Here is a 23,102-nt window from a genome sequence, read left to right as displayed (position 1 = left end):
CCTAGTTCAATACCATTTTATTTATTTACATAAAACTTGCAAGAAGTTCTCTTTTCTCATTTAACGCACCTAGAATTTCCATAACTTTGTCTTGAGTTAACTCTGTTCTTTGGACAATTTTATTGAGATCGAGATTTCCTCTTAAAATGATTTGCTCAAGAACTAACACCGCAGAAGTTACATCTTCATAATTGAGCTCTCTTGCTATTTCAAAAAGCCCCTCTGTCGCTTCATCACTTGATAGCATTAGCTCAGGGTTTGATGATTCATCAATGACAATAAGTTCATCGGTTTTCATATCAGTCATACTCTTTGGATTATCTACCGAGTAGGCCGCGACTCCAGCATTCTTTCTTAAAGCATCCATCGCCCAGATTCGATGAATCTCACTAATCTCAAAGTTAAATTCATCCAGCTTTGAATACAAAATAAAGCGAGTGACTTTCCCTCTTCCCACATAAGTTCCAAGAATCTTCGTCATCAATTCTCTTAAGTGGTTAAAATTATCTTTTGGCTGATTGAGATCATAAGACCAGTCATCTTTTTTCATATAATCAAAAACGATTTCTTTAAACTCTTTAAAACGGTGTCTCCTTAGAAATTTCCGATAAACTTCTCTTTCAAGATGTGACGATAAAAATCTTTTAAGACTCTCCTCTCTAACTTCTCGTCCAATATGTTGTTCGACAATTTTTTTGAAGTCTAAAAGGTTTTTTCTATAGTTTAACTCTTTTGGAAGTCCGCTTTCCTTTAGCGCGTTTAGCAATTCCTCTTTATAATTGTCATAATAAAAGTAAATATTTTTTTCATCACGAGGTTTTAAAGCGATATTTAATTCGTAATAACTTGTAAATGCTCTTCTTAGAAAGAATTTAAAATCATCGAGGTTTTCAAAAGAAAAGACTTCTTTTAATCTCGCTTCATTTTCATCGAGTGTCACGCTAGAAACAGGCTTATCAATAAGTACCAAGCGAAGCTTCTCTAAAATAGTTTCTCTATCTCGCAAATCAATGAGTTTTTCTAATTCCTTCGAAACAGGAGCTGAAACAACGACCATATTATAGTACTCAGCAACTTGTAGGACTGTTCCATAGAAGCTTCTAATTTTTGCAAGGAAGTTTTTAAGTGATTTTTCTTTTGGAAAGTACTTAAGAACAAGGTCCCAATTTCTCGATATAATCTCATTGGAGTAGTGCCCCTTATCTCTCTCTATTAATTCTTTCATAAAGAGATCGAGATTCTTTCCCTTTTTTGTATTTTCAATTTTAAGCTTTATTCTATCATTAATGGTCTGTTCAACTTTTTCAGTTGGCGCGTAGGACTCAGCTTCAAACTTACTCTTGAATCCCTTCAGAGTTGGAATCTCAAATTGATAATACTCAATTAACTTTTCAGTTCCTCCAACAAAATTATAAATCTTTTGCATTAAGGCCGAGCCCTTATATTTTTCCAGTCCATATTGGGCCAGAAGATCTTGTTGCTTCTCGATCTCATCTGCACTGAATACATTTGTTCGAGTTTTGAGATCAACGAGAAAACGGTGATAATTTTGAGCTGATTCTTTATTTTTGATCTTTAATTGGAGACGGTGGTTCGTTACAAAGAGCAGCGCCTTCTCGTAACAATCCGATTCACTGGCGTAACTACTTTGAAATATTGTGCAAACAATATTGACAGTTAAAAGAAATATAGACAATTGCTTATATAAAAACAAAGACATACGCTCCAAATAGCAGGTTTCACTATATAAAGAGCAAAGATTATGCCATAGGGCCTAAGTTAACAAGGCCCTATGAAAATTAGAAAGTATAACTGAGGTTTGAATAGATCGTATCGTGAGCGCGATAGGCACTCCAATAGCTATTATCTTGTGGTGATTTGATCAGTTCAGCCCCAACTTTGATGGCAGCAGAATTCATAAAACGATAGAAAACTTCCGCTTTTACAATCTGATCCTTTCTTGAAATATCATATTTAATATCAGCAGAAAGCTGAAGATCATCTGAGAAAAAGTAGCGAATCTTACCACCAAAGGCCTGCTTCCATTTAACCGTCTCACTGTAGAAGTCATCACTTCCACGAATATTATCTGAGAGAATTTGAATGTAACCAAAGAGGAGATCGTAAGTATCGCGATTGATATAGGCCGTTGAATGAAAGTAACTTTCACGGTCATAGTTAGGAGCAACATCAAAGTATTCAGACTTATAAGTTCTCTGGGCCTCTTCAAGCTTAACAGGATCGAGAACATCGAAGTCCTTTCCGAGTCGAGCATTTGGATCAGTGATATCAAATCCTGTGATCGTTTTCACATCGCCAAAGTCTTGTCTAAGTTGTACACCATAAATCATATGATGATTAACAATTGGGTTTGCCGTAACATCAACGAAATAACCGCCATTTTCTTCTACAAGTTTCGCCTCAGCATTCACACGAACCTTATTCTCTGGCTTATAAATGAAGAAACTTGAAATCTCTCCATCTTCCCACTTATAAGACTGTCTAATCCCAAGAGACTTCTTGAGAACAAGCTTATCGTAACCTGGCATATTAATGTCATAGCGAATAGGAACAAGCTTTCCTTTTACAACTGTATACTCAGGTGGTCTTCTCACCCACTCAGAGTTTGAAGTAATCTTTCCGTCTTTAACGTCAAGACCAGGGTTTAGCGCCGGAATATTGAAATAAGAAAAGAAAATGGAAACTTTAAAATTTGTATCAAACGTACGCTCAGCGTGGAGTCCAATAAGCCCCTCTTGCTTTTCGCTTAAAAGCTGCATTCCTTGGAGACCATTCATATTTCCAAGCATCCAATAATGCTCGTTAATATTCCAGTCCAATAATTTTCGCCCAACAGAAATGCTCTTGTCATAACCATTTGATGATTCAACATAAGCTTCGGCAATAGAGAAGTTGATATCTTTATCGTCGTTGAGATAGACGCGAAGATCTGTATCGAGAGCTGAATCTAGGTGAAAGAGCTTACTTTTTCCCTTAAGGGATGCCCCAACCCATTCAGTTGTGCTCGTTTTCTGCTGCGGATCATTAAGCCTTTGAAATGTCTCGAGAGACAATGTACTTTTGATCCCAGAATTCTTTGAATAGGCCGGATTAACTAGCAAAATTAGCGCGAGCGTGGCCGTTGTCGTTAGTTTTTTCAAGTTCATTACATCCAATAGTAAAGTTAACGAAGTAAAATGCTATTTATTTTTACGCAACTTGTAAAATAGTTACATTTCCTTAACTTTCCTTCCAATTTAGTGAAATTTTAACTAATGTTTTCTAGCACAATTAATATCAAATAACCAACCGAGTTGGCTAAATATGCGAAAACTGAATATCATCATTCTTCTAGCTTCAGCATTGTTATTCAATGCCTGTGGATTTCTAAATGACACTCCAGTAGAGGAATCAAATATCTATAAAAGTGAAGAACTCAATGGGTGCACGATTAACCCGGAGAAGATTTCACAAATTTTCATCGAAAATATTGAAGATCAAATCGTTTGTCTTGAAGAGAGCTTAAGACAATTTCGTTATGTTCAAGTTCAAAATAGAGATGTTTTAACAAAGGGAGAACTTACTCTCTTTATTAAAGAGTTCTTCGAAAAAAATAGTGAAACGATCATTCAAGGTCTCTCACTCGTTTTCGAACTCAACATGCTCATGCTACGTGATGAAGCGAACCAAATCTCTAAAGAAAATATCTCACCTCTTTTCAAACTGCTTTCAAACGTTAACAGAGAAGCCGTCATTATCCTCAAGACTTTTGAAGATATGCAAAAGAAGGAACTTCGTCTGGACTTTTGGAAAAACAGAGAAAAGCTTGCTGGAGCGGTTAAGAGATTTAGCGATGAAACTCTTAAGCTGATTGAGCTTGGACACAAGACGCCAAAAACAATCGATCTCAATGCCTTTATTTTTAAGTTACAAAATGACCTTGCAGGAAAACCTATTAATGAAAAGACCATCGACAGTCTTCTTTTCATTAAGAAGCTTTTTCTAGGTGGTTCAAGAAGGTTCATTACCTCTTCTCAACTTGTGGATCTCGTTTATAAAGCACCGACACTACTTATGAGTGCTTTTGATATGATTCTTATTTCAAAAGATAATTTCACTAATAAATTTGAATACCACGACTTTCTTATTTCTAAAGTAGACGACATCGAAGGAACGCTCTATCAACAAAAAGATAATGAGCACATCTTTGATATCGATGACCTATTCAATATTGCTGAACAAATCAATCTTGATGAAATTCAAAATGATCAAGGTGATAGCTTTAAGCTAAAAGAGTACGAAAAAGTAATCGAGAGTTTAAAGAAAGATCTCATTGGTGGTCATAAGAGAAGATTTATCTTTAAAGATTTAAAGACCATCTTCACTTACACAAGACTTGGTCTTAAGGCCTATCAACGCTATCTCCAAGTTGATGAGCTAACAAAAGATATCAAAAGCAAATCTGATGATGATATCCTTGCGGCGAGAGCGAAAGTCTATAAGCTAGCAAAAGATTTCCCGCAAGATATCGAAACGCTCATTAGAAACACCAAGAACATTCCAGAAGTGCTTTCTCCACTAACGTTTATTGAAACGTTAAACAATGAAACCACAACGTTTAACTTTGATATGGAAGTTGTAAACGCACTATTTTCAGTTAAGCAACTGACGCTGGGTGGTCTACGTCACATCGTTACAAGGGATGAAGTTTTAAAAGTTGTAGGAAAAACAAGAGAACTCGTTGAGTTATACTTTGATATTCGCTACGTTCTTCCTATTTATGAGAAAAAGAGCGACATTAGAACTCTCCTTCTCTCTCAGCTATCAAAGATTGAAAGTCTCCTCATTGAAAGAGAGGAAGATTTCGATATTCTTACTTCTAAAGAAGCGGGAAAAATCGTTGAGTTCTTCTTTGAAGATAAAGATGATCAACAAAAGTATACAAACCTTCTCAATAGCTTCAAGTCGCATATTCTTGGAGGTAGCCCGACGGTTTATTCTTTCTTTGAATTTAAGCAGGCCCTTGATTACGTAAACCTTCTTGTTCACGGTGATACATTTGTAGAAAAGGCCGGTGATTTCTTTGACAAATATGACAAGAAAGAGCGTGATGCCAACGCTGAAATTCTCCTAAAGAGTATTGACCAACTTTCTAAAGAAGTGATCTCACTCATTAATAAGGGATATATTCTTAATAATGACATTGATCTCGTGTCACTCTTTAAAGATGCTGGTGAGACGATCAACATGAAGCCTGAAGACATTCAGCTCATTGAAGATCTCTTTCCAATCAAAGCTCTCTTTGCTGGAGGACAGCCTTCGAAACTTTCGAAAAAAGACGCTCTTAAACTTCTTTCAAAAGTTGGAAAGATGGTGAAGCTGGCACTTTCTATCATGGCCACAGAAAGAGACGATTTCAAAACGACAGCGGAGTTTAACTTAAAGATCTACTCTTACATTAGAACTGTTGATACGCTCTTTGAAAATATCCAACCGCAGACTAAGCTCTTTGGTGTTAAAGGAGTTCTAAGAACTCTTGAGCGCTTCATTGACTTTAACTTTGTCAATCTTAAGCGTACAGTCGTTGATGTCAAAGAGAGGCTTTTAGAGCTTAGACCAAGAGAGCTACTCTCTTACGATGCAACGAATCCTGACCTTCCACCAAATAACGATATGATTGATTCGATTTTCTCTAAAAAAGAAATTGATCGTCTGATTGTTCTTGCAATGGAAGGGTTTGAAACTCTGATTTTTAATGATGTCACTTACCAGCACTTCGCACCGACTCTTGATGTGTCGAAGAAGACACTTAAGAATCTACAATTCCCTAAGCTTCCAGAATACGAGAAACTTCGCCCAGAGTATCTCACAAAGCTTAAGAAGAATTTTTCAAAAATTGCATCGCACTACCGTTACTTTAGAGAGAAAGAATCGGGAATGCAGCACTACACTTATAGTGTTAACAGAAATAAGTACGGTTACGAAGAATTGGCCTTCCTTCGTTGGGGACTTGGAAAGGCGCTCATTGCTTACGGTCCGTATGAAACAAATGAAGAAGAGGCACTTAAGAATTCAATCTCTATTGATCAGCTCTCAAGTGTTCTCGTAGGGATTCGCTCAATCCTTGAAGAGTTCTCTCTTTGGACAAGCGACTTTACCCTCTTTGCAAGAAATACACTTCTCCTAGGAGATCTCTTTCAGAGTCAATCAAATGGAGATATGTCACTTAATCAAGAAGAAGCGACTGAGTATGTTGCTCTCATTCTTCAGGCCGTTAAGCTTGCCAGTGATGTTGTCGACAAGATGCAAGTCATCTGTCCATACACATTAGACAAAAACGATGACCCACTTATCGATCCGATTTGTCATCGTAAAAACCTATTTAAAGTCATCTTCGACGATCTGAATTATGGAGATTACTTCCCAAGGCTACGTCTGTACTCTAAGTGGAACTCAGATCAAGATGACATCGAATTTATTAAAAGTATTGAAGGATTCGCAAGAGACATCCCAATGGAAGAGCCAATGAGAATTAGAGACTTCTCACTCGTTCTTGGGGCCATGCTCAATATCGAATCTACATTCCTTCGTTTCGATCGCAATCAAGACAATGTCATTGATAGAGATGAACTAGAGAAGGCCTACGAAGTTTATGAAAATGTAATCCTAATGCTTGCACCTGAGCTTAATGAAGGTGGAAATAGGAAGTATGCTAAGACAGTTTTCTTCTACATGCTCAAGTATAATAAGATTCCATGCAGTAAGGCGACCATTGCTAAGCACCACTATGGATTTTGGTTTTACTATAGAAACTTTGAGGCTAAACGAGTAAATATCGGTTCTCTTTTATATTATCTAGTAAATGGCGCTTCTTGTAGCGACGAGGGTGATGACGATGATCTTCCATCACCTCCAGACGAGGAGTTAAGAAGATAATATAAAAGGAGTTAAAATGAGTTTTGAAGTACTCATCAATCAATCTGTGGCCATACTCGTCGATGGAAATAACATCGAAAGAAGTATCCACACAATCACAAACAGCCAAACAACGATGGTTAATTTTGATACCGTTGTTCCAAGACTTCTCGACAACAGAGGACTCAACCGCCTAATTTACTTTAGAGAGGGTAAGAACATCTCTTCTAAGCTTCGTGAAAGGCTACACAATTTCTATCATGGTTCAGTTATTGCTTGTCACAAGAGCGCTGACATTCCCCTAACGATTAAGGCCACTCAACTTGCAAGTAAGGTTGACTCCATTATCATTATGTCGGGAGATAGTGATTATGTTGAGCTCGTTCGCCACTTGAAAGGTGAAGGTGTTCGCGTTGAAATTGCAGCTATTGAGGAGACGACATCGCGAGTTCTCATTGAAGAAGCTGATTACTTTCACCCAATTTTAGAAAGTGATATTTTTGAGCTTCCTTCTCAACAGAGATCAAATCAAAGATCGAATCAACGATCAAGTCAGAAAAAGACTCAGAAAAAAGGCCAAAATAAAAAGAAGGCCCCAAGTAAGAAATCAAATTAGATTGTCGTAAAAATATAATCCACAGGCCACTAACGAGTGGCCTATTTTTTTCGCTCTTATCATCTCTTTAACTTCATCAAGATCATAGAGATGAGTTTCTATTTCTTCAAAGTAATCAAAGTTCGTCTCATGAGTCTTCTTGCAGTCTTTTGCTAGAAAGAAGCTACAAGTGTTGTCAATGAAGGCCGGGTTTGGTTTAAGAACCCCAATTTCTTGCCAATTTTTAGAGCTATAACCTGTCTCTTCTTGCAGCTCTCTTTTAGCTGCATCTAAAGCTGATTCATTAGGATCAATTACCCCTGCCGGTAGCTCAAGACTGATTTCATCGGTTCCATGACGATATTGTTTCACCATGATCAATTGATTTTTTTCATCGAAGGCCAAGATATTAATCCAATTGGCACAATGAAGAACATCAAAAGTTCCCTCTTTTTTACCGTCTGGTGTTTGACGAACTTTTTGGATGTAGCGAAAAACATGGGCCTTTAGAATTTCTTTTGAACTAAGTTCTTTCCATTTCTTAAGCATGAATCAATCCCTAAAATTCTATGAGTAGCGCGGCCTTTCGATCGTTACCTTCAATCAAGCCTTCATTAAATCGGTCCTTAACCTGAATATACTTTCGAAATTTTTCCTTGCCCATTTTTTCTAGTAGCTTTTTCTCATACGTTTCACGAATTTCTTTTTGAAAGGCCTCTTCATCCTCTGTTGGATTATAACTGTAGTTATCTCCATGCTTTAGTCTCATCTGTTCATGATAAGTTTCAAAAGCAAGGTAGCTATCTTTTTCAAAGCCTTCACGCATTTTATAATAATCAGCAACAAACTCTTCCGATAACTCGAGTTCTTTAATAAAGAGTTGTTCAATCTCAGCTCTCCATCTCCCCTCGACTTCCATGAAGTGCTCTTCCATCTCTTCAAGTTCTTCATCACTCAATGGTGATTCTTCTGATTCCTGGGCCTTTTTTGCGAGAGCTTCGACGGCATCCTCAGAAAGAATTTTCTCTTTATTGTACGTGAAGTCTTTCTTTACTTTTGGATCATCTCTTTTTACGACAGTAACTGATCCATCTTGCGAGTAGACATAATATCCAAGAGCAATGATTAATAGGCCAAAGGCCAAAAGAGCAATTCTTTTCATTCTTAATAACTCAACTTTTCTGGTAGAAAATTTTCAAAAATAATATTACGGCCCTGATTGAGACTATCCTCTCTTTCAGATTCATCACAAATAACCCAATTGACGATTGGTCTTTGATAAAAGCTAGAAGCTATCAATTCTTGAAAACGATTGGTTTTTCTATACTCTAGGCCAAAGTAATCAGGTCGAACAAGAGGACAAAGGATCATATATTTCAAAGTAAGCCACTTGTACCAAGGAAGTACTGCCCCATCCAAACTTCCCGTTAAAACGCCAAGACACAAATCTCGACTCTGCTGACGAAGCCAGATTAGTGGGATTGGATTAAATGACTGAATAGCGACCTTCCCCTCATAGTGAGAGAGGATTTGGTAAACTCTTTGTGCTAATTCAATTGAAAGATCGTAGGTTTTTAATTCAATCACTAGAGGAACTTGAGTATCAACTAGATCTAAGACCTCTTGAAGTGTTGGTATGGTTGCTTTTGAATTAAAGATTTCAATATCTCTAAATTCACTATAAGCCGTTTTTTCAACAGCGATATCGCGATTAGCAGCACGCTTTAAAGTTTGATCGTGAAAGACGACAACTTCTTTGTCCGCACTTAAATGAACATCAATTTCGATGGCGTACCCATACTTAATCGCCTGTTCAAAAGCGCCTAATGTATTTTCAGGAATACCATCTCGATGAAGACCACGATGAGCAATAGCTAGTCGGTCTATAAAAGCTTCTCTCATTAGCGCTTCATATTCTCCATCTGTAAATCAACGACAACATCTTTATGAGACTTTAAATATTGGAAGACGGCCTGAAGATCATCGATCTTCTTTCCTTGAACACGAACTTTTTCGTCAAGATAGCTCGATGTCACTTTAATTCCAGACTCTTTAATGGCCTTATTGATTTTCTTTCCTTGTTCTTTATCAATTCCTGCCTTGATAAGAATAGTCTGTTTAAACATCTGGTTTCCTGATGGTTCAATATCTTGAGGATCTATTGATCTCATACCAACATTTCTCTTGGCCATATTTTGTCTTAAAATATCGAGGGCAGCAGTCATTTTATAATCATCACTGGCCTTAATCTCAAGGGCTTCCTCACCCTTAAAGTCAATCGATGTATTAGAGCCTTTAAAGTCATAGCGACCAGAAATTTGCTTTTGGGCCATGTTTACAACGTTTTTCATCTCGCCCATATCAAGCTTAGAAACTAAATCAAATGAAGGCATTACTCTCTCCTCTTAAATAATATTTACTAGTACTAAGATACCAAAGACCAGTGCTCTTGAAAAGTTGCCCCCTCTTTTTAAGAGGGAACAACCTTAGTAAAAACACTCGAATCAACTATACTGGTATCATGGGTAATCAAAAGAATCGCTCCTTGATAATTTTTCATAAAACTCTCAAGCATTCTTCTTGAAAACAAGTCTAAATGACTCTCTGGTTCATCAAAAAGAAGAAGGTCATATTGTGAGATAGAGGCCATGGCCATCCATAGCTTAACCTTTTGACCCGATGAGAGCTGCTCTCGATTTTTAAGCGATAAGAACTCTCCTCCCCAAGAGCAGTAAAGAGTGTGAATCTCTTCTCTCTTCTCTTTATCATAAGAGTCCAATTTTCTATAAAGAAGTTCTTCACGCTCGATAAATTGCTTAAAGCTCATCACTTTCATCGATTTGTGTGAATAGACATCACCAATATAGGGAATTTCTTCTCCCTCAATAATCTTTAGCAGTGAGGACTTTCCCCAGGCATTAGGAGCCTGTAACCAAACTTTCTCACTTGATGAAAGAGAGAAGCTAAGCAGGCCCTCTTTCTCTTTTAAGCAAAATCTCTCAACAGAAATCAAGCGCCCCTTGGACTTTGAAATGCTTTTTAAATTCAAAGAGTAACTAGGCTCTCTCGCTAAACTTAGTTGGGCCTTCTTTTCATGAATCATCTCCAGCGATCGCTCTATACTTTTAGTGCCTTTATGAAGAGACTGAGCTCGAAATTGTGCTGAGCCAGCACCAGCATCCCTTTTACACACTCTCCCTGTTTTTGTAATGGATCGTGGTTGCTTAAAAGAGTCCTGTTTAGTCGCTTCAATTTTCTTTTTTTCAAAAGACGATTTGAGAATATCTTCTTTTTTTCTTAAATCTTCTTTTAGAAGTTCGTTGTTTCTTCGCTTTCTCTCTTTTTGAAGAAAGTAGTCTTTAACACTCATAGGGTAATCTTCAATTTCCCCATTCTCAATGACCCAAGTTCTTCGAAAACATTCTTGGATAAAATCGATATCGTGGGATATACAAAGAATACAACCTCGATATGAATGAATAAATTCTTTTAGAATTTCTCTATTTTGTTCATCCATATGATTTGTGGGCTCATCTAGTAAGAGAATTTCTCTTTCTTGAAACTCGATCTTTTTTAAAGAAAGAATTTTTCTCTCGCCTCCACTAAGTGATGTGATCTTCCGCTCTAATGAAAACCCATATTGTTCAAGATAGTTTAAGACTCGTCCTTCAAAAAGATAGCCTCCCAATTCTTCATATCGTTGGATATCATCGAGAGTGGCCGCTTCTTTTTGAATGAGTGAATAAAGTTTTCCAAGTTCAGTTTGATCTGGAAAAAATAGTGATTGAATTGTGACTGCATTGTCTAACTCCTGCTTCAATAGAGCACTTGAGTTAGCAAAGTGATGTTTATTTAAATAACTTAGAAGAGTTGTCTTGCCTGCACCATTGGCACCAATCAGAGCAACTCTATCATTCTTTGCTAACGTTAAATTGATATTTTTTAAAAGTGTTTTTCTTCCTCGCTCTAAGCGATTTATCGTTATCGTATAAGTCATGAAACCTCATCATTACGTTGTTCATAGTCATTCCTTTTCTTTCAATTGCATTTGAATTGTTCACGTTAGTTCTCCTTCGTTTTTAGACATAAAAAAGGCCAGTCATCAGACTGGCCTACAAGAATATATATTTGGATATAAGACTTATAAGATGCGAATAGACGCCGCCAGTTCGATGAACTCTGAATAGATTTTTTTTGAATTTAAAATCATGACGGCCTCCAATGAGGTTTGTTATTAACTTTCTCGATCGTAGTCGAGTTTCAAATTATAATCAACTATAAAGTTTTCAAAAACATGATTAGGTCCATTTTTTCCTGCTTAGAAAGAAGTTCCTCACCATTTTTTCCAATAAATGCTCTTTCATGTCCGCTATTAGACATCCCTTCTCTTCTCGTATCATAGAAGGCATCTTTATCTTTTTTAAAGTGCTTAGGAATGTTATTACCAATTGGATATCCTACACATTCGCTATCAAAGTCAGTTTCAGCATTGTCAGCAGGGCCTTGATAAAATGTTTCTACGCGATCTTTCGCTCTCGTTAAAAGCTGACACAAGCTTGGTATGGCGTTGTTATGAAGATAAGGATAACGTGCCCAAATACCTTCAAGAGGAGGTGGTACATAACCTTTTTGAGGAACAACAACAGTTTTCATCCACTTTGAAATTTTTAAATCATTGAGAGCTCCTGCAAAGGCCTCCGTTCCCTGATACCTCTTTGGATCAGTCCCAACATCTTTAACAGGTGTTTTCTCATGATACTGAACTTCGACAGTTTCTAACTTCTTTTCGAGATCCCAAGATTCACTTCCCTCTTGAGACCAGCCTTTTATATAACTGCCGTGACATTTACTACAGCGATTCTCATAAATTTTTTCACCACGCTTAGCACGCTTTAGAGAAATCGTTTCCACAGGAAAGAAGTCCCACCACTTTGGTGCCTTTGTCGAGAAAGCGGCCACAGTCAATTCTTTGATCGTCTCTTGATTGTCTTTCATCCACGTTTCAAGTTCTTTTAAATCAGTTCCACGACCCAGTTCATTCCAAAGAAAATTTGTAAGAATAGGATTTCCCTGAACAATTGATCCATCAGAGAGCCAACGAGTTTTATATTTTAAGTTCCACCAAACAGCGGGCTTGGAATCGGCAACTTCAGTGTCTAATTTATTATGACTTGGAAACGTTTGATAGAATTTGCTCTTTGTTGCGTACTCATCTTTTCCCCTTCGGGCCAAAGAGAGTGCAACTTGTGGAAGAGATGTATCAAGTCCTAAAACCTGAGGCTTTGTCGCACCAACAGAGTGAAGGTTTTTCTTCGTGCGAGCAAACATTTCCATTTCACCCTCTGTAGCATTGGTATATTTTCCAAAGGTCTTAGTAGATATAAATGGCATCATGTTCTTAGCGAGCAAGAAATATCGGTTGGCCCTTGGTCTTTTATTTGTTAGACCCATGACACTTTTTCCAAAAAGAGTGGCCGAGTGGCAAGTGGCACACGAATATGTTAAGCCCTTTCCCCACTTTGTATCAACAACACTAGCACCCATATAATAAGAAGGCTTATATCCATCAGGATAAGGAATTTTAAAAATCCCAGTAGCATCTTCATCATTGTAAGGATTGAGCCCAAGCCACTGATACATCGTTTCTTCAGAGTTAAAACCGACAAGTTTCTTTCCAAGGCGAGCAAGGAATTTCTTGAGTCCCGATTCTTCACTAGAAATATAATAGTCTTGCATGGCCCTGTAAGGGATAAGAAGACCAGTTACTGAAACGGGATAGCGAAGGGCATGAATGTATCCTTCTTTTTGAACTTCTTGAAAGTCCTCTTCACTTAATTGGTAGATATTTTCTCTTGTCTCTCCAAGATTAATTTTAGCATTGGCACTCCAATCTGGAGCGTAAGCAAAAGAGCCGATTGAGGCCATCATCGTACTAAGAAGTATGATTGCTTTCATCGTGATATTCCTTGTTCTGTGTGGTGTTTCGTCATCCCATAATTGACGAGGACATCATAGAACGAGCAATTTCATTTAGCAAAATTCGGGCCCTAAAAAAATGTGACACCTTCTAGAAAATAACGAGGCGCGGCTCAGTAATTTCGAAAATACAGTACTTAAGTCCCTCTCTTCCTAGTCCAGAGTCTTTGACTCCACCGTATGGCATCGAGTCAATTCGAAATCCAGGAGCTCCGTTCATGATAATGGCCCCAACATCTAATGTGTCGTGCGCCTTTTTAAAATGTGAGAGATTATTTGTATAGAAACCACATTGAAGTCCAAAGCGGGAATCGTTAACCAGATCGAATCCTTCTTCAATAGAATCAAACGTAGAAATGAGTGCCACAGGACCAAAGACTTCTTCTTGATAAACTTTTGCATCTTTTGAAACATTTGTAAGAAGTGTTGGAGCATAAATGTTTCTTTTCTCATCAAAGGCCTTTGCTCCAACAAGAACACTCGCTCCCTTTTCAATGGCCTCTTTCACCCATGAGTCAATGCGATCAAAGTGAACACGATCAATTAATGGTCCAACAATCACTGACTCATCACTTAAAGAACCACATTGAATCGTTTCAATTTCTTTTAATAAGAGATCCTGAAATTTCTTTTGAACACTTTGCTGGACGAAAATTCTTTGTGTGGAGATACAAATTTGACCACTATAGAGATAGCAACCAACGGCTAAATCTTTTGCAGCTTTTTCAAGATCGGCACTCTCATCAATGAGACAAGCAGCATTTCCTCCAAGCTCTAAAATAACTTTCTTCTTCCCAGCAAGTGACTTTAGCATCCAGCCAATTTGAGGAGAGCCCGTAAAAGAAAAGACCTTGGCCCTTTCATCTTCCACAAGCATTTGGGCAACATCATTGTCACAGACGACAACATTGAGGGCCCCCTCTGGATAGCCAACTTCATTCAAAAGCTCAGCGAACATAAGACTTGAAAGAGGAGTATAAGGCGAAGGTTTTAAAACAACGCTCGATCCAACGGCAAGGGCCGGTGCAATTTTATGAAGAGCAAGGTTTAGTGGAAAATTAAAAGGTGATACACAAGTGAGAACGCCTTTTGCAACGCGCTTTGTAAAAGCCGTTTTACCAGCTCCAGCTGCAAAGTCCATCGGAACGACTTCTCCACAAATTCTTCGCGTTTCTTCTTTAGCAAATTCAAGTGTTGAAAGACAGCGGGCCACTTCCGCTTTAGCGTAACTAATAGGCTTTCCAGCTTCTAGAGAAATCAGTGTTGCAAATTCATCTTTTTTTGCCTTAAATTTTTGAATGAGAACTTCAAGCATATCGTATCGCTTTCCAGCACTCCAATTTCTCATTTCCTTAAATGCGCTCACGGAGCCATCAATCGCAGAGTCCAATTGGTCTTTTTCAAGTAGAGAGACTTCACTGAGAAGCTCGCCAGTCTCTTTATTTTTTACTGAAATTGTATTGGAGTTTTGATTGAACCATTGATGGTTTATATAGGCACCATTGAGATGAGAATAAGTCATATGAGATTCCTTGTCGTTGTGTTCTCATAGTCTATTCTAATCAAAAGAGATAACTTTTAAAGACCTAGCGCGCTTGCTGTTTCACCCGACAATAACTCTGCCTATTTTGCTTAACCTCTTGTTCAAGGAGCTCGTTTTCTTGAATAAACTTCAACTCACCTTGATAGAAGAGATTTCTCTCACAAAGAGTGCAAAGCTTGAGATCTACAGTAAAGCCTGGAATCATCCCATAGAGCGTCACTTTCTTAAGTCTTGCTCGCTTCTCGCCTGCTTTAAATTGCCAATTTTCATTCTTAAATTTACAAGAGTCGCACATACGTTCCACCTCTCTTGAGATTATTATAATGAAAATATTAGGATTTCTTAAAGCTTATGTAAATACAATAAGTTACAAGCAAAACAATTAGTATTGAAAACGATTAATCAATAAGTTACTGAATTCAATGACAGATTAATGTGGCGAATTTACCACTCAATTCCAAGATCTTTCTCGGGTTGCTTGAAGCGATCTATTGATCGAAGTAAAGGACGGTTTCGAGAGAGAAAACTCATTTCCCCTCTTTTAAATAATTCAATGGCACAAACGTGGCAAAGACGAATAGTAATAATCTGCTCTTTGTAAACACGATATAGATTCACCCTATGGATGCGGTAGCGTCTTCCGTTTAAAAATCTTGAATCTCTTTTCAGTGCTTTACAGTTATCACACACACGCGCCTCCCTTTTAATCAATATCCCTTATTTTATCGACAATTCTTATTTTGGCCTTAGCCTTTAAGTCTTAAGAAAAATGAAGCTTCACCTTAAAAAACAAAACAAATCTTATAGTGAGAATTATTCTTTTTGTTTTAAAATTAAGAAAAGAAAACTATCAAGGTAGGCCAATGAAATCGGTATTAATTGTCGAAGACGAAGTTGGTATTCACGACGTTCTAGAATTTTATCTAGAGAATCTAGATGTGGAAATTTCTTTTGCCGAAGATATCACTACCGCCAAAAATAAAATGGGTGAACACACCTTTGATCTGATCCTCTCGGATGTACACCTCAAAGAAGATGGCAATGGAATCGATCTTTTAAAGGATGTTAAGTCCATCAATCAAGACCTTCCTTTTATCATTATGACATCTTTTATTTCCGCTCTCGATGCTAAAGAAGCCTACCGTCTTGGCGCGGATGAATTTGTCGCTAAGCCCATTAATCAAGATGAACTTCGAAATAAATTAATGCATCTTCTTGGCAGTGAATCGGAAGATAGTTACAAGCAAAATGAATTTGACGATGATCTCTTTTGTGAAGTTCCCCTTAAAAGTTTTATCTCAGGTAAAATTGCGCCCTTTGATATTTACATAAGAATAAGAAACGGCAAGTACATCAAAGTCTCTAATAAGGGTGACAATTATAATTATGAGATCTTAAAAAAGTTTGAAGATAAAGGCGTGGAGTTCCTTCACGCTCTCAAAAAGGACTTTCAAGACTACACTCTGATGAACTTAAAAATCTGCAAGGCCCTTCAAGACAATAAGAAAATTGATGATTCAAAGAGAATGAATTTTCTCGTTCACTCCCATAACATCATTCAAGAAAGTGTCTTTAAATTAAACTTTGATGATCGAACAATGAGCTATATCAACTACTACGCTAAGAGTGTGTTAAATGTCCTCTCAAAGTCTCACTCCTACTTGAACTTATTGGATCATTTAAGACTTGAGTGCCCCGACATCTACAACTACTCTCTTTTAAGTGCAATCTATGCTCTCGCCATTAGTGAAAAGCTTGAATGGGAAAGTGATGAAAGAAAAACAAAGCTCTTTCTCTCTGGTCTACTACACGATGTGGGAATGAAAATGATTCCAGAAGAGATTCGTGAAAAGAACCCACTGTATTTAACAATTGAAGAAAAAGAAGAACTCAATGAACATCCAAAACACGGAATGGAGATTCTAAGCACCCTTCACAATGTCCCCTCGGAAGTCATTCTTGCTGCCTATCAGCATCATGAAGATGTCAGGGGATCTGGCTTTCCTTTAAAACTCAAAGGCCACAAGATTTCGCCATTTAGTAAAATCATTTATATTACCAATCATTTTTCCAGATACTACCTTCAAGGGCTCAAACAAGATCTAGCGAATGCCAATGCTTCGGCGCGTGCCTATCATAAATTTATGGATATTCATGAAAATTTGTGTGAAAAGTCCCACCTAGAGGCCTTTAAAAAACTTTTTCCTGGTGAAAGTCTCGACTAACTTTGCAGAAACAAGAAATTGAACTATCTTTATAGGGAAATTTTTATGAATTTACCCTAGGAGAATATATGTCATTGAGTCAACTCACTCCCCTTAAAGTTGCTAATAAATTAGCCCTGAATCCAACTAGTGAACTTAAGTACGCTAGTGAAGTTACAGATAAAGAGGGAAATAAAATTAAAGTTGGTTGTCCTATGGCAACAAGAGCACTCGTTGCTCTGATGAATCAGCACGCTGTTATTGGTGGAGCTGCTTGTCACTGGGGTGGTCCAGCGGCCTTCGCTGAAACAATGTCGGCACTTCATGGAATTATGTTTAACTCAAATAAGCAATGGTTTGAAGCCTTCAACTTTGTTAATGACGCTGGTCACGCAGAAAATGGAATTTACGCTCTAAGAGCAAACTATGGTTTTGATAACCTCGATTTCAAAGCTCTAAGAGGTTTCCGCTCAATTGAAAGTAAATTAACAGGACACGGAGAAGCTCACCTTAACCCTGAGGGAGTTTTTATCTCTAACGGTCCACTTGGTTCTGGTGTTCCTCAAGCTCAAGGGCTTTGCCTTGCAGATAAAATCATCGGTAATGACAGAACAACTCTTTGTGTTCTCTCAGATGGTGGCTCAATGGAAGGTGAAACAAAAGAAGCTTTTGCCGCAATTCCAGGTCTAGCAAAGAAAAATAAGATGAATCCATTTGTTCTTATCATCTCTGATAACAACACAAAACTTTCAGGTAGAATCGAAGAAGATTCTTTTGATATGGAACCGACTTTCGCTTCTCTCTCTGCACTAGGATGGGAAGTTGAAACAGTTGAAAATGGTCACGATCTTCAAGGTCTTTATACAACTTTTGAAAACTCAATTGAAAAAGCGAAAAAAGACCCGACAAAACCAATAGCTCTTATTCTAAAGACAATAAAAGGTTACGGAGTTGAAGCGACAGAAAAGAGTGCTTCAGGTGGACACGGTTATCCACTAAAGGCCTATGATGATTCTCTTGTTTCTTTTCTTGATGAAATCTACAAAGGAAGCGCTCCTGAAGAATTTAAAACTTGGGCAAATGAAATTCTTGCTAGTAAGCCAGCTCCAAAAGAATCAGCTCCTTCAAGTGTAGTCAAAGAAAAAGTACAACCTGGATTTGCCCGTGCAACAATTGCCGCAGCTAAAAATGGTCTACCAGTCTTCTCTGTAACATCAGATCTTCAAGGTTCAACAGGGATTGCAGCTTTCCATAAGGAATTTCCAACTCATTATGTTGATATCGGAATTGCAGAATCAAATATGGTTTCAACGGCCGTAGGACTTTCAAAGCAAGGGCTCATTCCAATCGTTGATACATTTGCACAATTTGGTGTAACAAAAGGGAACCTTCCTTTAATTATGGCCCAACTCTCTGAAGCACCAGTAATTGGTCTTTTCTCTCACACTGGTTTTCAAGATGCAGCTGATGGTGCTTCTCACCAAGCGACGACTTATTTTGCAGCAACTTCATCGATTCCTCATACTACAGTTGTTAGTTGTTCTTGTTCAAAAGAAGCTGAACTATATATGGAACAGGCCATTAATCAGATTAAAGAAAAGAGAGAAAGCGGAAAAGTTGCCGACAGTGTTCTTTTCTTCTTTGGCCGTGAAAGTCACCCAAGCGAATATGTAGAAGGACTAAGCTATGAGTGGGGAAAAGCTCAAATGCTTAAAGAAGGAAGTGATGTAACAATCGTTGCCAATGGGCCAATGGTACAAAAGGCCCTTGATGCAGCAAAAGAACTTGCTCAAAAAGGAATTAATGCAGCCGTTATTAATAATGCCTTTGTTAATAAGCCAGATGTTGATCTTATTAAAAAGAGTCTTGCTGCTACAAATGGAAAGCTCATTACAATTGAGGATCACCAACTTGTTGGTGGTATGGGAGCGCAGATTGTTCACGCTCTTAAAATTAACGATGTTGACTTTAAAGTGCGCACACTTGCTAACAATGGTAAGTTTGGTCAGTCGGCCTACAAAGCCGATCACCTCTACGATCTTCACAAACTTAATACTGAAGGAATCTTAGAAGCCTACAATCAAATGAAATAAAAAAAGGAAGGCATTTTGCCTTCCTTTTTTTTATAAACTTTGCTTAAAATAACTTAACTGACCATTGGAACAAAAAGTTGCTTGGACATGCTTTTTGATGAGACCTTTAATTGAATCCGATCCAGCTAATTGAACAACAACCTCTTCAATTCTCTTTGGATACCATTTTCCGTCATCTTCTTTTTTATAGTGAATGACTTCTAAATGATCTGATTTTAAGATGCGCATTCTATAAAAGATATCCCCTTCTTGCCATTGATTATGCGAAATTTCTTTGGCACAGGCCTTTTTAAAGAGATAATAATCACTTGTTACAAGAGTAGAAATGAGATCTCCCTCTGAGAGATTTTTAAAAAAGGGTGCCTTCCCATCAAATGGAATTGTAATTTCGGCCATGGCAGAATCGAGTTTTTCGTTCTCACCTTTACAATTTTTCGTTTCTCTTTGAAATCTAAATTTTCTACCGTTATCAGTCAGATTATCAAGTCTTCTTTCGCTAAAGGCGAGGGCTTCACACATTCCTTGAACTCTTTCAACCTCTTCAGATGTAAGTTCCCTTTTTTCTTGAAGGGCCTCTCCGTAGCGAACAAGTTCACTATTCTTTTCTTCTTTCTTTCCGCATGAGATGGCAAGAGTCAAAATGAGTAAAACACTTAAACCTTTCATAAACCCTCCTAGTGTATGTTTAAATCCATTTTATGATTATTAAATTCTAATGTAAAAGAAGACTCTTCATTAGTAAGATCAGGATATGTTTCAAGCCAATCTCTGACAATCTCTTTAGCATAGACTTTAGCTTCTTCTAATGTTCCTTTATCTTGTTCCGTCATTTGAACAAGAAAAGAATTATCTTTCTTTGTTATCTGAGCACGAAATCCATGTGTCATTAAAAATCTCCCCAATCACATTGCAAACAAACGAGTCCCATTTCACGCCATCTTTTAACAACAGAAAGTCTGTCATCAACAACAAAGGTAACGCTGTAGTGATCTTTTATGTGATTATTGTAAATGGCCTCTTTAACATCAGAGTCTTCACTCTGATCTTTACTAGGTCTCATATAGAGAGCATCGTAAGGCACTTGATACTTAGAAAGCCAAACGGCCGTCATTTCTTTTGTTCCCTCACTACGACCTGTGACGATGATTATTTTATGGTCTGCCTTTTTCATGGCCTTCATTAAATCGAGACACCACTTATTGAGTTCGTCGTAAGGTATTTTAGAATTAAAAGACTTCCAATCCTTTGTCTCCCCTTCAACGTGATGAACTCTGTGCTTTAAATCACAAAGCGTACCGTCGAGATCAACAATGATTGCTTTTTGCTTCATACTCTTCTCATTTCCATATGATTAAGACCGATACAAGCATTCATCTTTCTCTCAATCAACTCATCAAACATGCGAAAGTTAAGCTCTAATGTTACGGCAACATCTGCATTAAAAACGTGACCACCAAAAGCATTAAAATTCTCATCACCAAGGCAGGCGTGAAGATGAAAGAATGGCTTACCATCTAAGTGAGTTAAATTCCCCTCTAAACTTAAAAGCTCATATTCTTTATCAAAGACCTTTCTTTCGTACTCTTTTTTATCTAAGTGATAAAATCCTAGCTCTACGTTCGTTAAGGCGCCAATACCACTAATATGACCACTGTTGAGCCCTTCTTTTAAGGCGAACTCCGTAAGCTTTTCAAAAACATTTTCGTCTTTGTCGATGCGGATTGCGTAGTTATCACCATCTTTCATAAATTCCATAGATTACTCCGATACGAATTCTTCAAGTCCTTCGTGATTAATTTCTAGATGAGCATGAATCTTTGTTTCTAAGATTTTCATATCCAATTGTTCAGGGAGCATTGGCTCACCAATCGTTAACTTCACTTTTCTTCTTTTAAAAATTGAAGGCAATCCCTTGAGTGGTCCCTTCCCTGAATGAGAAAAGAAGCTTCCCCAAAGTCCATCAATGGCCAAGGGAATAACCGGTACAGGATTTCTTTTTATAATTTTTGTAAGTCCTGGTTGAAAGGCCCTCATTTTTCCATTACGAGTAAGATATCCCTCAGGAAAAATTCCTAAAATATGATTCTCATCTAAGGCCTTAGACATCTCTTCATATGCCGTTGCTAAAACCTCAGGACTCTCCCTTCTTGTTGCAATTGGGATCAGTCTAGCCTGATCAAACCAAAAAGGTCCCATAGGAGCATTGTAATATGTGTGATCAATAACAAATCGAACAGGTCGTGGACACACAGACATAACGAGAATCCAATCAACAAAACTCACATGATTACTTGCAATCACATAAGGTCCATCTTGTGGCATATTCTCACGCCCCTTCACTTCAACTTTATACATGAGCTTAGCAATGATCCATCCCAAGAAACGAAGAGCTTCTTCGGAGTAAACAAAGTAGTAAATGATGAAAGAGAAAATGATATTAACAAAAGCAAAGATTCCAAGAATCTTTGGAATCGTCATTCCCATAGAGTCCATAACCATAATGAGCACTGCAGCTACGACCATGAAAATAGTATTCCAAATATTATTTCCAGCGATGATTCTTGAAACTTCATTTTCAGGAGTTTCATGCTGAATATAAGCAAATTGAGGAATAATAAACATTCCACCAAAGGCCGAAACGAGAAGAAGATCAATGAGGGCGCGAATAGAATTCTCTTCTTCTAAATAAGCAGAGATAGAGAGAAGTTCATCAGTGACCCCTTGCCAGCTATTTCCTACAAGATACATATCAAAAAGAAAGATCCCCATAAAAAGAGCGGCCAGAGGAACCATTCCCACTTCAACTCTTTTAAAGGAAAGCTTATTACAGAAAAAAGAGCCAAGCCCCATCCCAATAGTAAATGTTGCTAGAAAGAGAGTTCCAACGCTTTGATCCCCGTAGAAGTAATCTTTAACAAGACCTGGAAGGACAGAAAGTATCGCGGCCCCAAGAAACCAAAACCAAGAAATACCTAGAACAGAGTAGAATACTTTCTTATTCTTTGCCGTTAATTTAATAATATCAATTGTTGGTTTAATAAAAGTGTAATCAACTTTAATCGATTCATCGGCATTATTAACGTTGATAACTTTTTTAGAAGTTAAAATCCCAATAAAAGAAACCAGAAGAATACCAATTCCAATAACAACTGACGCCCCTTCGATTGTCGTTGCAAGGCCACCAAGAATTGTCCCAATCAAAATGGCAAGAAATGTACCTCCACCAACGAAGGCATTACCTGTAACGAGTTCCTCTGTTTTAAGAAGATTGGGCAAGATTCCATATTTTAGCGGTCCAAAAAAGGCCGACTGTGCTCCCATACAAAAGAGAACAAACATGAGCATTTGATAGGAGTCAAAATAAAAGCCTAAGGCCGCGACAAACATAATCAGAAATTCAGAAATCTTTGTATACCGAATGACCGTTGCTTTCTCATATCGATCTGCAATCTGTCCTGCTGTTGCAGAAAAGAGAAAAAATGGAAAAATAAAAACTCCACCGGCCATAGCAACAACCGATGCAGATGAGAGCCCCATTAAAGAAATACTTTTGTATGTAATCAGCATAACTAGGGCGTTTTTAAAAAAGTTATCGTTCATGGCCCCTAGGAACTGCGTCCAAAAAAGTGGCCAAAACCTTCGATCCTTGAAGATAAATTCCAATGACAAGTGTGTTCTCCCAAATAAAAATGATGTTCCCCTAAATTGTGCCCTAGAGAACATGAGAAGTCACTTATTACGCATCGCAAACATATGGCCAAAAAGGGCCCTTTTTT

The 23,102-nt window shown here is 37.7% G+C and carries 20 protein-coding genes; 4 read left to right on the top strand and 16 right to left on the bottom strand.

The window, feature by feature from the left end; genetic code table 11:
* Positions 1 to 25: 25 nt before the first annotated feature.
* Both HBN50_RS03250 and HBN50_RS03245 read right to left on the bottom strand, forming a co-directional pair.
* Positions 26 to 1,720, bottom strand: coding sequence for a hypothetical protein (locus tag HBN50_RS03250; RefSeq protein ID WP_273867899.1), 1,695 nt, complete (start codon positions 1,718 to 1,720; stop codon positions 26 to 28).
* Positions 1,721 to 1,799: 79 nt separating this feature from the next.
* Entirely contained in the window at positions 1,800 to 3,167 is a 1,368-nt protein-coding gene (locus HBN50_RS03245) for a hypothetical protein (RefSeq protein ID WP_273867897.1), read from the bottom strand.
* A gap of 157 nt (positions 3,168 to 3,324) precedes the next feature.
* On the opposite strand from HBN50_RS03245, the gene HBN50_RS03240 reads away from it, so the two are divergent.
* Positions 3,325 to 6,936, top strand: a complete 3,612-nt coding sequence (locus tag HBN50_RS03240; protein ID WP_273867895.1) for a hypothetical protein — start codon at positions 3,325 to 3,327, stop codon at positions 6,934 to 6,936.
* A 16-nt stretch (positions 6,937 to 6,952) separates the two neighbouring features.
* A complete protein-coding gene (locus HBN50_RS03235; RefSeq protein ID WP_273867894.1) occupies positions 6,953 to 7,531 on the top strand; it encodes an NYN domain-containing protein in 579 nt (192 codons plus the stop codon).
* Here HBN50_RS03235 and HBN50_RS03230 read toward each other — a convergent pair.
* The 9 genes from HBN50_RS03230 to HBN50_RS03190 all read right to left on the bottom strand — a co-directional run bounded on the left by HBN50_RS03230 (position 7,523) and on the right by HBN50_RS03190 (position 15,719).
* Positions 7,523 to 8,059: an NUDIX hydrolase gene (locus tag HBN50_RS03230; RefSeq protein ID WP_273867892.1), complete on the bottom strand. Its 537-nt coding sequence runs from the start codon at positions 8,057 to 8,059 to the stop codon at positions 7,523 to 7,525. The two genes, HBN50_RS03235 and HBN50_RS03230, sit on opposite strands and share 9 nt — an antisense overlap.
* 10 nt (positions 8,060 to 8,069) lie before the next feature.
* The gene (locus tag HBN50_RS03225; RefSeq protein WP_273867890.1) at positions 8,070 to 8,672 is read right to left on the bottom strand and encodes a hypothetical protein; all 603 of its coding nucleotides are present in this window, start codon (positions 8,670 to 8,672) and stop codon (positions 8,070 to 8,072) included.
* 2 nt (positions 8,673 to 8,674) lie between these two features.
* On the bottom strand, positions 8,675 to 9,412 hold the full coding sequence (locus HBN50_RS03220; RefSeq protein ID WP_273867889.1) for a glycerophosphodiester phosphodiesterase family protein: 738 nt from the start codon (positions 9,410 to 9,412) through the stop codon (positions 8,675 to 8,677).
* A complete protein-coding gene (locus HBN50_RS03215) occupies positions 9,412 to 9,903 on the bottom strand; it encodes a YajQ family cyclic di-GMP-binding protein (RefSeq protein WP_273867888.1) in 492 nt (163 codons plus the stop codon). Before HBN50_RS03215 ends, HBN50_RS03220 begins: the two co-directional genes overlap by 1 nt.
* 77 nt (positions 9,904 to 9,980) lie before the next feature.
* Positions 9,981 to 11,507, bottom strand: coding sequence for an ATP-binding cassette domain-containing protein (locus HBN50_RS03210; protein ID WP_273867886.1), 1,527 nt, complete (start codon positions 11,505 to 11,507; stop codon positions 9,981 to 9,983).
* Between the two features lie 278 nt (positions 11,508 to 11,785).
* Complete coding sequence (locus HBN50_RS03205; protein WP_273867884.1) at positions 11,786 to 13,465, bottom strand: hypothetical protein; 1,680 nt, start codon at positions 13,463 to 13,465, stop codon at positions 11,786 to 11,788.
* Positions 13,466 to 13,577: 112 nt separating this feature from the next.
* Positions 13,578 to 15,008, bottom strand: a complete 1,431-nt coding sequence (locus HBN50_RS03200; RefSeq protein ID WP_273867883.1) for an aldehyde dehydrogenase family protein — start codon at positions 15,006 to 15,008, stop codon at positions 13,578 to 13,580.
* Positions 15,009 to 15,072: 64 nt separating this feature from the next.
* The gene (locus HBN50_RS03195) at positions 15,073 to 15,324 is read right to left on the bottom strand and encodes a hypothetical protein (RefSeq protein ID WP_273867881.1); all 252 of its coding nucleotides are present in this window, start codon (positions 15,322 to 15,324) and stop codon (positions 15,073 to 15,075) included.
* 149 nt (positions 15,325 to 15,473) lie between these two features.
* Positions 15,474 to 15,719 (bottom strand): hypothetical protein, encoded by a 246-nt coding sequence (locus HBN50_RS03190; protein WP_273867879.1) that lies wholly within the window; start codon positions 15,717 to 15,719, stop codon positions 15,474 to 15,476.
* Positions 15,720 to 15,892: 173 nt separating this feature from the next.
* Here HBN50_RS03190 and HBN50_RS03185 point away from each other — a divergent pair, with 173 nt between their 5' ends.
* Positions 15,893 to 17,254 carry an HD domain-containing phosphohydrolase gene (locus HBN50_RS03185; RefSeq protein ID WP_273867877.1) on the top strand — a complete coding sequence of 454 codons (1,362 nt, stop codon included), beginning with the start codon at positions 15,893 to 15,895 and terminating at the stop codon, positions 17,252 to 17,254.
* Positions 17,255 to 17,322: 68 nt separating this feature from the next.
* Positions 17,323 to 19,326 (top strand): transketolase C-terminal domain-containing protein, encoded by a 2,004-nt coding sequence (locus HBN50_RS03180; RefSeq protein WP_273867874.1) that lies wholly within the window; start codon positions 17,323 to 17,325, stop codon positions 19,324 to 19,326.
* A 30-nt stretch (positions 19,327 to 19,356) separates the two neighbouring features.
* Here the strand turns inward: HBN50_RS03180 and HBN50_RS03175 are convergent, their stop codons facing one another.
* From HBN50_RS03175 to HBN50_RS03155, 5 genes are read right to left on the bottom strand one after another with little or no spacing between them, the layout of a single operon-like run.
* Entirely contained in the window at positions 19,357 to 19,992 is a 636-nt protein-coding gene (locus HBN50_RS03175; RefSeq protein ID WP_273867872.1) for a hypothetical protein, read from the bottom strand.
* Positions 19,993 to 20,000: 8 nt separating this feature from the next.
* The gene (locus HBN50_RS03170) at positions 20,001 to 20,213 is read right to left on the bottom strand and encodes a hypothetical protein (RefSeq protein ID WP_273867871.1); all 213 of its coding nucleotides are present in this window, start codon (positions 20,211 to 20,213) and stop codon (positions 20,001 to 20,003) included.
* Positions 20,213 to 20,656 (bottom strand): phosphatase domain-containing protein, encoded by a 444-nt coding sequence (locus HBN50_RS03165; RefSeq protein ID WP_273867869.1) that lies wholly within the window; start codon positions 20,654 to 20,656, stop codon positions 20,213 to 20,215. The genes HBN50_RS03170 and HBN50_RS03165 overlap by 1 nt, the downstream gene beginning before the upstream one ends.
* Complete coding sequence (locus HBN50_RS03160) at positions 20,653 to 21,081, bottom strand: PPC domain-containing DNA-binding protein (protein WP_273867868.1); 429 nt, start codon at positions 21,079 to 21,081, stop codon at positions 20,653 to 20,655. The genes HBN50_RS03165 and HBN50_RS03160 overlap by 4 nt, the downstream gene beginning before the upstream one ends.
* 3 nt (positions 21,082 to 21,084) lie before the next feature.
* Positions 21,085 to 23,049, bottom strand: a complete 1,965-nt coding sequence (locus HBN50_RS03155; protein ID WP_273867866.1) for an MFS transporter — start codon at positions 23,047 to 23,049, stop codon at positions 21,085 to 21,087.
* Positions 23,050 to 23,102: the final 53 nt, after the last annotated feature.

Source organism: Halobacteriovorax sp. GB3, from assembly GCF_028649655.1.
In the GTDB taxonomy this organism is placed as follows: Bacteria; Bdellovibrionota; Bacteriovoracia; order Bacteriovoracales; family Bacteriovoracaceae; genus BSW11-IV.
The sequence above is the reverse complement of the archived record's forward strand: the minus strand, read 5'-3'. Positions and strand labels throughout refer to the sequence as shown.